Genomic DNA, 13,302 nt, shown 5'->3' with positions numbered 1-13,302 from the left:
TTAGAGTTTGTCCGTAAGTTCGATAGCCTGACCAATATAACTTGCAGGTGTCATCTGTTTCAGACGCGCTTTTTCTGCTTCAGGAATCTCGAGCCCTTCAATAAACTGACGCATCGCTTCGCCATCAACGCGTTTGCCACGAGTGAGTTCTTTCAGTTTTTCATAAGGCTTTTCGATACCGTAACGACGCATAACAGTCTGGACAGGTTCTGCAAGTACTTCCCAGTTTTGGTCTAACTCGGCCAGTAATGCTTCACGGTTGAGTTCGAGTTTGCTGATGCCTTTCATTGTTGAACTATACGCAATCACAGCATAGCCGACACCCACACCGAGATTACGGAGTACGGTTGAGTCGGTTAAGTCACGCTGCCAGCGTGAAATCGGCAGTTTCTGGGCTAAATGCGCGAACACGGCATTGGCTAAGCCAAGGTTGCCTTCTGAGTTTTCAAAATCAATCGGGTTCACTTTGTGTGGCATGGTCGAAGAACCAATCTCACCCGCAATGGTTTTTTGTTTGAAATGACCCAGTGCAATATAACCCCAGACATCTCGGTCAAAATCAATCAGGATCGTATTGAAACGAGCGATCGCATCGAATAGTTCTGCGATGTAATCGTGTGGCTCGATTTGTGTTGTGTATGGGTTCCATGTCACACCAAGAGACTCGGTGATGAATGATTCACTGAACTGATGCCAGTCTAATTCAGGGTAAGCCGATAAATGGGCGTTGTAGTTGCCGACCGCACCATTAATTTTGGCCAAAATTTCAATATTCGCAATTTGTTGGTACTGACGCTCCATACGATAAGCGACGTTGGCCATCTCTTTACCCATGGTACTTGGAGATGCCGGTTGGCCATGTGTGCGGGAAAGCAGGGGAATATCGCGGTACTCTTCTGCAAGTGCACGAATGGCATCAATAATTTTGCGAATTTCAGGAAGAATCACAGTCTCTCTGGCTTCTTTCAGCATCAGTGCATGAGATGTGTTGTTGATATCCTCAGAAGTACATGCGAAATGGATAAACTCACTCACCGCATTCAATTCAGGATGTGTCGCGACTTTTTCTTTCAGGAAATACTCAACCGCTTTTACATCGTGATTCGTTGTGCGTTCAATTTCTTTGATTCTCTCTGCATCCGCTTCACTGAAGTTGGCTGCAATCTCATTCAGAATATGATTTGCTTCTTGGCTGAAGGCAGGGACTTCCTGGATGCCGGGGGTGCTGGATAGCTTCTGTAACCAACGGATTTCAACGATAGTTCGATACTTTAGGAGGCCATATTCACTAAAGATACTGCGTAACGCAATCGTTTTACTTCCGTAACGGCCATCTACCGGTGAAACAGCAGTCAGTGCTGACAGTTCCATGTTTTTCTCCTGAATATTGATATTGAGTTAGATTTGAGAGTGAATTTAGTTCGCCTGAATGCGAGGTATTTTAAATTCGGGCTAAAAGAATTCTAGCCTGTTCGACCATTTTCTTCCGGCCAAAAATAAGATGACGGCGTTTACCACCGACTTGACGCCATAAAACCGCACTTCTGATCCCGGCGAGGAGCAAAGCACGGACTTTATGTTGATTCGAGGTTTGTTGTAATACGGACGGTGTGCCAGTGACTTGAATGCGTGGACCAATTGGACTGATGACATCCAGATAGACACTGGCAATATTACTCATCATTTGTTCATCTAAAATTTCGAAGTGAGCGGATTGACGTTCGAGCATTTCAAGACGATCACCGAGTTGTGACATCGCATCCCGACGAGTGTTCAGTTTACGTTCCAAAGCCATCAGACTAATAATATAGCGTGTCAGTTCACTACCGGATGGGGTGCTGTCCAGTCCGTTTGTCAGGCATTCGAGCCCGACTTTCAGGTTTGCTTCGTTGCCAAACACATCAATGGTACTGGTCGGATTCATATTCAGAATCGCTTTGATTGAAGTTTCAAAGGCGTCAGAATCACAGTAACCGTTTTTCGCAACCTGTTGTACCAGAAATGCTGCCTGACAAATTCCTGCAAAAGCGATGGTGCGGTCATAGTTTGTGTTCGCCACGTAAAACTCCTGAATCTTATAATACTGTGTATGGAATTCGTGTTTCGATGACCCCGCCACCGAGACAGACATCACCGAGATAAAATACAGCGGACTGTCCTGGTGTCACAGCGATTTGAGGCTCATCAAACATGACTTTCAGTTTGCCATTATCGGCTGGGATGATAGTACATGGGATATCCGTTTGACGATAGCGCGTTTTTACGGTGCATTTAAACGGATTTTCCGGTACGAGACGATCGACCCAATGTAGTTGTGAAGCAATCAATCCGTCCGATTTTAACAGTGGATGATCGGTCCCTTGGACTGCGATTAGCACATTCCGTTGTAAATCTTTTTCGGCAACATACCAAGGTTGTTCACTGCTGTCTTTGAGACCGCCGATGTGCAGGCCTTTACGTTGTCCAAGTGTATGGTACATCAGCCCTTGATGTTCACCGATGACCTTACCTTCAGGTGTTTCTATCTTACCCGGCTGAGCAGGAAGATAGCGTGACAAGAAATCGGTAAATTTTCTTTCTCCGATGAAGCAGATCCCCGTGGAATCTTTCTTTTTCGCGGTAACCAGACCTTGTTCTTCGGCGATCTGGCGGACCTGAGGTTTTTCCAATTCACCGACCGGGAACAGGCTTTTGGCAATCTGTTCATGGCTCAAGGTATAAAGGAAATAACTCTGATCTTTATTGTTGTCTAAGCCTCTTAACATTTGTGGCTTCTCACCACCTGACGGGAATGTCCGACGGACATAATGTCCCATGGCAATGTAGTCGGCATCCAGAATCTCTTCAGCAAACTCTAAAAAGGCTTTGAACTTGATTTCTTTGTTGCACAAAATGTCGGGATTTGGTGTTCTTCCCGCTTGATATTCGGCAAGGAAATATTCGAATACATTATCCCAATATTCAGCAGCAAAATTGATCGTATGAAGATAAATACCTAACTTATCGCAAACAGCCTGAGCATCAGCCAGATCTTCGGCTGCTGTACAGTATTCTTCGTTATCATCTTCTTCCCAGTTTTTCATGAACAGGCCTTCAACTTGATAGCCCTGTTGCTGGAGAAGAAAAGCTGAAACGGATGAATCAACCCCGCCAGACATGCCGACGATAACTTTTTTCTGTGCGTTTGCTTCTCGGTTTTCTAACATCTCTCAATACCACTTGTTCTGTTGAGGCAGCTGATTCTATCAGAAAGAATGTGGCGGTTACAGCTTGATCTAGCGCGGTTATCTTGAGGGATTGCAGTCAATCTGCGTTGGGAGTATTCCGCTCAGAATCAATCTATTGTATTGGATGAATAGCAGCCGGATTGAAATAGGGAAGTTATCAATATTGGATAAAAATAAAGCTGACGAACGTATTGATATATGGCATGTGATTTTTTTGTAAGATTTTTTGTCATTCTCGTGTGAGTCGATATTTTTAGTGACAAAGAAAAGAGACAAAAATAGTTATCGAATGAATACAAAATATATGTGATTGTTATAAAAATAGTTGTTTAGAGCGTGGATGATCTTTTGATATTTAATATGCATCAATGATTTATTTGTCAAGTTTCTCTTTGGTGAAAAATACTGAAAAATTTGGAACGGAGGTAATAGTTTTATAAAATTAATTTTTGTTGCATCTATATTCAGGCGCTAGATTTCATATATTGCACTCAGGGGATCTAAATTTTTGATGTGAAATCGATTACTGTTGTGCAAGCCATTGCCGAGGACTATATTGGCGGCTAAACTTACGCTGTCTTTTAATTCACGATAATTTAAATATGAAGTTTCCCGGCCAGCGCAAGTCAAAACATTATTTTCCTGTCGATGAGCGAGATCTACTCATTCTACGCAGTTCCCAACGAAAAACCGCCCCCCATACCCACGTTATTGGTATTGACCAAACGATTGTTGATATTGAAGCGACCGTTGATGAAGATTTAATTCAACGTTATGGGTTAAGTCTTGGTCACTCTTTAGTTATTCAGGATGAAACCGCTGAGTTACTTTATTCGGAGTTGGTTGAAAAGCATTTGATTACGAATGAATATGCTGGTGGCACTATCGGTAATACCTTACATAACTATTCCGTATTGGCTGATGACCGTTCGACCTTATTAGGTGTGATGTGCAAGAATATTCGGATCGGTAGTTATGGTTATCGCTATTTGTGTAATACGTCGAGTCGGGTCGATTTGAACCATTTACAGGGGGTAGATGGTGCGATTGGGCGTTGTTTTGCACTGGTTACTTCAAGTGGTGAGCGAACTTTTGCCATTAGCGAAGGTCTGATGAATCAGCTCCAGCCAGAAAGTATTCCAGAGCATATTTTTCAATCGGCTTCTGCTTTAGTTTTAACGTCATATTTAATTCGTTGTCAACCGGGTGATCCGATGCCCCAGGCGACGATGCAGGCAATCGAATACGCGAAAAAATATCATATTCCGGTGGTATTAACGCTTGGGACAAAACATGTTATTGAGCAGGAGCCAGCTTTCTGGCAAGACTTCTTAAAGCAGCATGTCACGGTCGTTGCGATGAATGAAGATGAGGGCTGCGCTTTAACCGGAGAAATCGATCCATTGATGGCTGCCAATAAAGCGCTTGAATGGGTGGATCTGGTGTTATGTACGGCAGGTCCACTTGGTTTATTTATGGCTGGATATACAGAAGAAGATGCCAAGCGCCAAACCAGCTTGCCTCTATTACCGGGCAGTATTCCTGAATTTAATCGCTACGAATTTAGCCGACCAATGATGAAGCAGAGTTGTTCTCATCCGATTAAAGTGTACTCACATATTGCACCTTATATGGGTGGGCCGGAAGTGATTAAAAATACCAACGGTGCGGGGGATGCTGCATTATCTGCTTTATTACATGATATGGCGGCAAACCGATATCATAAAATGAATGTACCGAATTCAATTAAACATCAATATGATGCTATTACTTATTCATCATTCTCCCAAGTGTGTAAGTATTCGAATAGAGCAAGCTATGAAGTTTTAACGCAACATTCACCGAGATTATCAAAAGGTTTACCAGAAAGAGAAGATAGTCTAGAAGAAGCATATTGGGAACGATAACAGAAATAATTTAGTGCGATAATGTTGTTCAATAGTTTCGCAAAAAATAATCGGATTAGCACAAAGGTTCATATAATTTTTTGAATGTGAAACAATTAAAAAGGCTCCATACGGAGCCTTTTATTTTTTCGCTTCTGGAATTAGAGTGAAAAATCATCCAGAGATTTGCCTTCATCAAGGGCTTTTTGAATTACTGATGGTGTACGACCTTGACCTGTCCAGGTTTTTTCTGCACCATTTTCATCAATATATTTATATTTCGCAGGGCGTGGTGCACGTTTACCTTTTGTTTTACCTTCGGTGGAAAGTGCAGAAATCAACGCATCTACATCGATACCATCTTGTGCAATTTGTTCAGCAATTTGTGCCAGTTTTTCTTCTTGCTTTTCTCTTTCTGCCCGTTCTTTTTCTTCTGATTCTCTGCGCTCTTCAACGACAGAGGTCAGTTTTTCTAAAGCTTCTTCTAACTGAACGAGTGTTAAATTACGTGCATAGGCACGTAAGCTACGAATATTCAGTAGAGTTTTAGTTAGTTCCGACATTTTTTTATTCCCACAACTTTATTTAAACACAATGTAATAATAAACGTAGATATTTATTATGACAACATTAGTGAACTAATAATATATAAAAAAATTGGCAGAATCGTAAATTATTGTAAATGCTTGTGTCAAATAATCATTAATTACGATGAATATCATATATGAGCTTGATTTGTTAACTTGAGTTATTGATTGAGATTAATACGATACGCTTGATTGCCCCTTTTGGTTTAAAGAAGGACAAACCTATTGCAAATGGTTCCGGTATTCGTACAATGGGCGCGTTCTAATTCGGTCATCAACATATACTGCCGTTATTTTGTCAAAACGGTGGTGAATTGTGCTAGTCCGTGTAGAGGTGCAATCAAGATCAGTAAATCAAGTGAGGGTGATGCCTATAACCTTGATTGAAAGGCTTTTTTGCCGAAGTGAACGTGTCGATCAACGGCCGTTTGCTGGGGTTGTTCTCGAATAGGGGCAACACTGCCATAGTCTATTTATTTGTATAACTATGGAGCGCTACTGTAGGACTGGGTGAAACTCGATTGTTTTTCACTTGGTTCATCTTTGAATGACGCAAACCGCTTATTCATACCATGACAATGCAGTAGGTCTCTTACCATATTGAATCATTGGTTATTGAAGATCATGACATTAGTTGATTTTTCCTCCTCCTTAATATCTCTTGTTCCGCCGGTTGTTGCTTTGGGTATGGCGATCCTGACCAGAAGGGTGCTGCTTTCTTTAGGCGTTGGCATCCTGTTAGGGGCCTGCCTGTTGAACGGCTACTCACTATTTTCTTCATTGGATTATATTCAAGGCAAAGTTTATGCACTGGTCATTGAAGATGGTGCAATAAACAGTTGGAACATGAGTATCATCGGCTTTCTCCTCCTGTTAGGGATGATGACGGCAATGCTGACACTTTCTGGTGGTACACGTGCATTTGCATTGTGGGCTGATCAAAAAGTAAAGGGTAATAAAGGTGCACAGCTGCTCGCTGCTTTTTTGGGCGTTTTTATTTTTGTCGATGACTATTTTAATAGTCTGGCGGTCGGCTCGATTGCTCGTCCGGTGACTGACCGGTTCGGTGTTTCACGTGCAAAACTCGCGTATATTCTTGATTCAACCGCAGCTCCCATGTGTATTATCATGCCTGCTTCTAGCTGGGGCGCATATATTATGACCATTATCGGTGGCATTTTAGTGTCCCACGGTATGACGGAATACACCCCGTTGAATGCATATGTTGAGCTAATTCCGATGAACTTCTACGCCATTTTTGCTTTGCTTATGGTGTTCGCGATGATTGTTTTTCAATTAGACATCGGCCCGATGAAACATCATGAGCATCGTGTTACATCCGGAATCGGACGTAATGATCAGGCGGCAGAACTCAAAGATGAGCTCGATATTCAAGAAAGTGAATCGGGGCGAGTGCGTGACTTAATTGTGCCGATTATGGCATTGGTCATTGCTACCGTTGGCGCGATGATCTTTACCGGCTGGCAGTCACTCACTGCTGCTGGTGAAACATTCAGTATTTTAGGGGCGTTTGAAAATACGAATGTGGGAATGTCTTTGATTGACGGTGGTTTAGTCGGACTAATGATGGCGCTGTTTTCGGTTCTGAGACAGCGAATGCCGCTGGGTATCATTCTGAGAACGCTGTTGATTGGTCTGAAGTCAATGTTCGGTGCAATCTTAGTGCTGTTTTTTGCATGGACGATTGGGGCAGTGATTAAAGATATGCAGACGGGGATCTATCTCTCGTCGATGACGCAAGGCAACATTCCGGTACATTGGTTGCCAGCAATTCTGTTTGTGTTGTCAGGTCTCATGGCATTCGCGACTGGTACATCGTGGGGAACGTTTGGCATCATGTTACCGATTGCCGGGGATATCGCTGGCGCAACCGAACTGGCGTTGATGATGCCAATGTTAGCGGCTGTGCTTGCTGGTTCTGTCTTTGGGGATCACTGCTCTCCGATTTCTGATACAACGATTTTGTCCTCCACTGGGGCACGGTGTAACCATATTGATCATGTTTCGACCCAGCTCCCTTATGCACTATTGGTCGCATTTATCTCGTTGATTGGCTATATCGTTTTAGGATTGAGTGATTCTGTTGGCTTATCTCTGCTGGTGACATTTGCCGTGTTTGTCATGATCTGCTTTGGTTTCCGGATACAACAGCAATCGCAAGACAATCGCTCTGAGCAGGCCTGAGAATGATTCGGCCTTATCGAGTGTTATTTTGTCTTATGAAGATTATTTGCATAAAAAGTCAAAAGAGGGGTTGCAAAACCCCGAAAGCTTGTATAGTGTGAAGAAAGCTTGATAGGCAAGTTAAAAATTTTTCCAAGTATGCGCGGTTTTATTATGAAAACTTTGATTGTGAAAAACAGTTTCGTGATGAATATTCATCACCATCATCATCCCTAAGTTATCTTTCGGGAGGTGAGCGCATACCCGGGAGATAAAATTCTCCCGGAGGTGAAATGAAAAGATTCAATGAACCCTCGGGAGTAATTCCGAGGGTTTTTTTATATGCTTTACATCAAGAAACAGCTGATATTCAAGAGCTGAATGGATATTGAAAAAGAACAATGATAGACAAGGAATTATTTATGCAAGCACAACAACGCCTGAGAATTGCAGTCCAAAAAAAAGGTCGCCTGAGTAAGGAATGTATGGCACTCCTGAAACAGTGTGGTGTGAAGTTTAATGTGATGGGGGAACGGTTGGTCGTTCACTCATTGAATATGCCGATTGATCTACTGTTAGTCCGTGATGATGACATCCCGGGATTGATTATGGATGGCGTCGTCGATTTGGGATTTGTTGGTGAAAACGTACTCGAAGAAGTCCGCTTGGATCGTCTGGCGTTGAATGAACCGAACGAATTCGTTTCTCTAAGACGTCTGGAGTTCGGTGGATGTCGCCTGTCGATTGCGATTGATAAAGACAAGAGTTACAACGGTCCACAAGATTTGAATGGGATGAGAATTGCAACGACGTATCCTCATCTGCTCAAAGCGTATATGGATCGTCAGGATATTCCGTTTACCACCTGTATGTTGACCGGCTCGGTTGAAGTTGCTCCGCGAGCAGGGCTTGCTGACGCGATTGCCGACTTAGTTTCAACCGGAGCAACACTGGAAGCCAACGGTCTGAAAGAAGTTGAAGTGATTTTCCAGTCTAAAGCGACATTGATTCAGCGTCGTGGTGATTTTGCCGCTGATAAGGCAGCTCTGATCGACAAACTCCTGACTCGGATGCATGGGGTTCAGCAGGCGAAAGAGTCGAAATATATCATGCTTCACGCCCCTGCGGAAAAACTGACAGAGATTAAGCAATTATTACCCGGAGCAGAAGATCCAACGGTATTACCGCTGTCAGCTGATAAATCAAAAGTTGCGGTACACCTCGTCAGTTCAGAGAACCTGTTCTGGGAAACAATGGAAGACTTGAAAGCCTTGGGAGCCAGTTCCATTCTGGTTCTGCCGATTGAAAAAATGATGGAGTGATCATGATGAGAACGGTTGTATGGCAATCTTTAAATAAGGACCAGCAAGCTTCGATTTTGGAGCGTCCTGCGATCATTGAAGGCGCAAATGTTACGGCAGCGGTTGCAGAGGTGATTGAGCAAGTTCGCCAGAATGGTGATGAGGCACTCCGAGAGCTGACGGAGAAATTCGATCGGGTGCGCCCTGAAAATATTCGTGTCTCAGCAGAGGAAATTCAAGCTGCTTCAGCCCGTCTTTCCGACGAGATGAAACAGGCACTTGATCAGGCTTATACCAATATTGCGAAATTTCATAAAGCACAAATCCCTCAGCCGATTCGGGTAGAGACGATGCCAGGGGTTGTGTGTGAGCAGATCACGCGTTCTATTAATACCGTTGGTTTATATATTCCCGGTGGTAGTGCTCCGCTGCCTTCAACCGTTTTAATGTTAGGTGTTCCGGCTCGGATTGCCGGTTGCCGGAAGGTCGTTTTGTGTTCGCCACCACCGATTGCTGATGAAATTCTGTATGTCGCCAAGTTATGTCAGATTGATGAAGTTTATAACGTCGGAGGCGGACAAGCGATTGCTGCGATGGCCTATGGCACTGAGTCTGTCGCCAAAGTGGATAAGATTTTTGGTCCGGGGAATGCGTATGTTACCGAAGCCAAACGTCAGGTTAGTAATGATTTTCGTGGGGCCGCGATTGACATGCCGGCAGGCCCTTCTGAAGTGATGGTGATTGCCGATGAAACGGCTAACCCAGACTTTATTGCTGCTGACTTACTCAGTCAGGCGGAACATGGCCCCGATTCTCAAGTTGTTCTGGTGACACCATCTCCGATTATCGCTGATCAAGTCACTGATGCTGTGAAATCTCAACTCAGTGTTCTGTCTCGGGCAGCGACGGCGGAAAAGGCACTGGCATCCAGTCTGGTGATTATTTCCGAATCGATGACGCAGGCCATTTCTATTTCTAATATCTATGGTCCGGAACATTTGATCGTTCAAACGAAAAATCCACGAGAACTGTTGCCATTACTCGATAACGCCGGCTCGATCTTTTTAGGCAGTTGGTCACCGGAGTCCGCCGGGGATTATGCTTCGGGAACGAATCACGTTTTACCGACCTATGGTTACACCAGAACCTATTCCAGTCTCGGGCTGGCTGACTTTAGTAAGCGCATGACGGTTCAGGAATTGTCCGCTGATGGGCTGCGTAAGCTGGCGCCGACAGTCGTGACAATGGCAGAAGCTGAAGGACTGGATGCACACAAACGTGCCGTGACTATTCGAATTGAACAATTAAATCAGGCGGAATCGTAATGGAAAAACTGGCGAGACAACAGGTTCAAAAATTAACGCCTTATCTCTCCGCTCGACGAATCGGAGGCAGTGGTGATGTGTGGCTCAATGCAAACGAATCGCCTTATGATAATGCGTACCAACTGAATTTGTCCGGACTGAATCGTTATCCTTCCTGTCAGCCTGAAGGGATGATCACCGCTTATGCCTCCTATGCCGGAGTTCAGCCGGATCAGGTTTTGACAACGCGCGGTGCAGATGAAGGGATTGAACTGATTATTCGGGCATTTTGTGAGCCGAATGAAGATGCAATCCTTTACTGTCCGCCAACTTACGGCATGTATGCCATTAGTGCTGAGACGATAGGTGTTGCAAGAAAAGTGGTACCGCTGACATCCGATTGGCAGCTTGATCTACCAACCATCGAAGCCAATTTAGATGGGGTCAAGGTTGTGTTTGTTTGCAGTCCAAATAACCCGACCGGTAATTTAGTCAATCGGGAAGATATAGTCGCACTGCTCGAACTGACCAAAGACCGTGCCATTGTGGTCATGGATGAAGCTTACATTGATTTTTGTCCGCAAGCATCGACGGTCGATTTATTGGCTCAGTACGAGCATCTGGCTATTTTGCGCACATTGTCGAAAGCATTTGCGTTGGCTGGTTTACGGTGTGGATATACATTGGCCAATGCCGAATTAATCCAAGTGTTATTGAAAGTCATTGCGCCTTATCCTGTGCCATATCCGGTCTCTGAAATTGCTCAGCAAGCGCTTTCAGAAAGTGGTTTGGCCCGGATGAAATATCAGACCTTGGAAATTAATACCAACCGTGCTTACCTACAGGCAGGGCTTGCGGCCATTCCCGGGGTGACGGTATTTGATGGGTGGGGGAATTATTTGTTGGTTGCGTTTCCTGATGGCGATGCGCTGTTTCAAGCTGCATGGGATAACGGGATTATTTTGCGTAACTCACCGATTGAAAACTGTGTCCGGATCAGTGCCGGCAGCCGGGAAGAGTGCGAAAAAACCTTAGAATTTATTCGCCGCTTTTATCAGTAATGGATGTATCAATAATGCACGGTTTGACTGCTAACAAAAGGATGACTCTGTGAGCAAACAACAAAAGATTTTATTTATTGATCGGGATGGCACATTAATCGTTGAGCCACCGATTGATTTTCAGGTGGATCGCCTTGATAAACTGAAGCTGGAACCGGATGTGATTCCCAGTCTATTGGCTCTCCAGAATGCCGGATATCGTTTAGTCATGGTAACCAATCAAGACGGTCTCGGAACGGAGAGCTACCCTCAAGCAGATTTTGATGCCCCGCATCAGATGATGATGGATATTTTTACATCACAAGGGGTAACGTTTGATGATGTCCTGATCTGTCCGCATTTTGCAGCGGACAATTGTACCTGTCGTAAGCCAAAACTTGGACTGGTCAAAACGTATTTGCAGGAAGGGCGGGTTGATTTTCAACATTCTGCGGTGATCGGTGATCGTGCCACCGACTTGCAGTTGGCTGAAAATATGGCGATTCGCGGTATTCAGTACAATCCACAAACCATGGGATGGAAAGCGATCGTCAAGCAACTGACGACTGCACCGAGAACGGCAGAAGTGGTCCGTCGAACGAAAGAAACAGATATTGCGATTACCGTCAATCTGGATGAAGCAGGTGATAATCAAATCGCAACCGGGCTCGGATTTTTCGATCATATGCTTGATCAGATTGCGACACATGGGGGATTCAGTCTTTCAGCTCAGGTGCAAGGTGATCTGCATATCGATGACCACCACACGGTGGAAGATACCGCATTAGCTTTAGGGCAGGCGATCAAAGAAGCGCTGGGAGAAAAGCGTGGGATTGGCCGTTTTGGCTTTACGCTGCCGATGGATGAGTGTCTGGCACAATGTGCTCTGGATTTGTCCGGTCGTCCTTATTTTAAATTTGACGCCCAGTTCTCACGCGAGCAAGTCGGAGACTTTTCAACAGAAATGACTTACCACTTCTTCCGTTCGCTGACAGATACTCTGGCTTGTACACTGCATCTTTCTTCTGTCGGTGACAATGATCATCATATTATCGAGAGCCTGTTTAAAGTATTCGGCCGGACACTCCGTCAGGCGATCAAAGTCGAAGGGAATGAATTACCCAGCAGTAAAGGAGTTTTGTAATGACGAAGGGAAAAGTTGTCATTATTGATACCGGGTGTGCCAATGTGTCGTCGGTCCGGTTCGCTGTCGAACGACTCGGTTATCCGGTCACGATTTCCAAGCAACCGGAAGTCGTGTTAGCGGCGGATAAACTGTTTCTGCCCGGCGTCGGTACCGCGAAAGAAGCGATGAAAAATCTCAGAGAGCGAGATTTGATCGGTTTAGTCAAACAGGTTGAGAAACCGCTATTAGGTATCTGTCTGGGTATGCAACTACTTGGCAAGCTCTCTGAAGAGAAAGTCATGGATGGTAGTGATACGGTCGAATGTCTTGGCCTCTGTGACGGAATCGTGAAACGGATGGACAGTGGTTCGTTCCCGTTGCCACATATGGGATGGAATACCGTGACTGCGATGGATAACCCTCTATTTAAAGGGATTGAAAGCGGCCATCATTTCTATTTTGTTCACAGCTATGCGATGCCCATCGGGGACTATACCATTGCCGAGTGTGATTATGGTCAGCCATTCAGTGCCGCCATTCAGAGTGGTAATTATTACGGTGTTCAGTTCCATCCTGAGCGTTCTAGTAAAGCCGGTGCAAAATTGATTCAGAACTTCTTAGAACTCTGAGAAGCAGACAAGGGATAT

Annotated in this window: 11 protein-coding genes, 1 riboswitch and 1 other annotated feature; of the genes, 7 read left to right on the top strand and 4 right to left on the bottom strand. The window is 44.5% G+C overall.

All coding sequences use genetic code 11. The features are described 5' to 3' along the window. The 3 genes from purB to mnmA all read right to left on the bottom strand — a co-directional run bounded on the left by purB (window position 1) and on the right by mnmA (window position 3,206). Complete coding sequence (gene purB / locus BSQ33_RS02665; RefSeq protein ID WP_088133194.1) at window positions 1-1,371, bottom strand: adenylosuccinate lyase; 1,371 nt, start codon at window positions 1,369-1,371, stop codon at window positions 1-3. A gap of 70 nt (window positions 1,372-1,441) precedes the next feature. Further along, window positions 1,442-2,059, bottom strand: coding sequence for a high frequency lysogenization protein HflD (hflD, locus tag BSQ33_RS02660; protein WP_021019013.1), 618 nt, complete (start codon window positions 2,057-2,059; stop codon window positions 1,442-1,444). A gap of 16 nt (window positions 2,060-2,075) precedes the next feature. Continuing rightward, the gene (mnmA, locus tag BSQ33_RS02655; protein WP_021019014.1) at window positions 2,076-3,206 is read right to left on the bottom strand and encodes a tRNA 2-thiouridine(34) synthase MnmA; all 1,131 of its coding nucleotides are present in this window, start codon (window positions 3,204-3,206) and stop codon (window positions 2,076-2,078) included. A 623-nt stretch (window positions 3,207-3,829) separates the two neighbouring features. On the opposite strand from mnmA, the gene BSQ33_RS02650 reads away from it, so the two are divergent. Beyond that, window positions 3,830-5,134, top strand: a complete 1,305-nt coding sequence (locus BSQ33_RS02650; protein ID WP_088133193.1) for an inosine/guanosine kinase — start codon at window positions 3,830-3,832, stop codon at window positions 5,132-5,134. A gap of 140 nt (window positions 5,135-5,274) precedes the next feature. Here BSQ33_RS02650 and BSQ33_RS02645 read toward each other — a convergent pair whose 3' ends face one another. After that, window positions 5,275-5,676 (bottom strand): H-NS family nucleoid-associated regulatory protein, encoded by a 402-nt coding sequence (locus BSQ33_RS02645; protein ID WP_021019016.1) that lies wholly within the window; start codon window positions 5,674-5,676, stop codon window positions 5,275-5,277. A 345-nt stretch (window positions 5,677-6,021) separates the two neighbouring features. After that, window positions 6,022-6,206: riboswitch (Lysine riboswitch) on the top strand. 118 nt (window positions 6,207-6,324) lie between these two features. On the opposite strand from BSQ33_RS02645, the gene BSQ33_RS02640 reads away from it, so the two are divergent. The 6 genes from BSQ33_RS02640 (at window position 6,325) to hisH (ending at window position 13,284) form a co-directional block, all read left to right on the top strand. Beyond that, complete coding sequence (locus BSQ33_RS02640; protein WP_021019017.1) at window positions 6,325-7,905, top strand: Na+/H+ antiporter NhaC family protein; 1,581 nt, start codon at window positions 6,325-6,327, stop codon at window positions 7,903-7,905. Between the two features lie 194 nt (window positions 7,906-8,099). After that, window positions 8,100-8,226: a sequence feature (His leader region), on the top strand. 80 nt (window positions 8,227-8,306) lie between these two features. Further along, window positions 8,307-9,206: an ATP phosphoribosyltransferase gene (gene hisG / locus BSQ33_RS02635; RefSeq protein ID WP_021019019.1), complete on the top strand. Its 900-nt coding sequence runs from the start codon at window positions 8,307-8,309 to the stop codon at window positions 9,204-9,206. A 5-nt stretch (window positions 9,207-9,211) separates the two neighbouring features. Next, the gene (hisD, locus tag BSQ33_RS02630; RefSeq protein ID WP_088134509.1) at window positions 9,212-10,510 is read left to right on the top strand and encodes a histidinol dehydrogenase; all 1,299 of its coding nucleotides are present in this window, start codon (window positions 9,212-9,214) and stop codon (window positions 10,508-10,510) included. After that, window positions 10,510-11,550 (top strand): histidinol-phosphate transaminase, encoded by a 1,041-nt coding sequence (gene hisC / locus BSQ33_RS02625; protein WP_021019021.1) that lies wholly within the window; start codon window positions 10,510-10,512, stop codon window positions 11,548-11,550. The genes hisD and hisC overlap by 1 nt, the downstream gene beginning before the upstream one ends. Before the next feature lie 49 nt (window positions 11,551-11,599). After that, window positions 11,600-12,673, top strand: coding sequence for a bifunctional histidinol-phosphatase/imidazoleglycerol-phosphate dehydratase HisB (hisB, locus tag BSQ33_RS02620; protein WP_088133192.1), 1,074 nt, complete (start codon window positions 11,600-11,602; stop codon window positions 12,671-12,673). Next, the gene (gene hisH / locus BSQ33_RS02615) at window positions 12,673-13,284 is read left to right on the top strand and encodes an imidazole glycerol phosphate synthase subunit HisH (protein WP_021019023.1); all 612 of its coding nucleotides are present in this window, start codon (window positions 12,673-12,675) and stop codon (window positions 13,282-13,284) included. Before hisB ends, hisH begins: the two co-directional genes overlap by 1 nt. Window positions 13,285-13,302: the final 18 nt, after the last annotated feature.

This window comes from Vibrio gazogenes (assembly GCF_002196515.1).
Lineage (GTDB): Bacteria > Pseudomonadota > Gammaproteobacteria > Enterobacterales > Vibrionaceae > Vibrio > Vibrio gazogenes_A.
The sequence above is the reverse complement of the archived record's forward strand: the minus strand, read 5'-3'. Positions and strand labels throughout refer to the sequence as shown.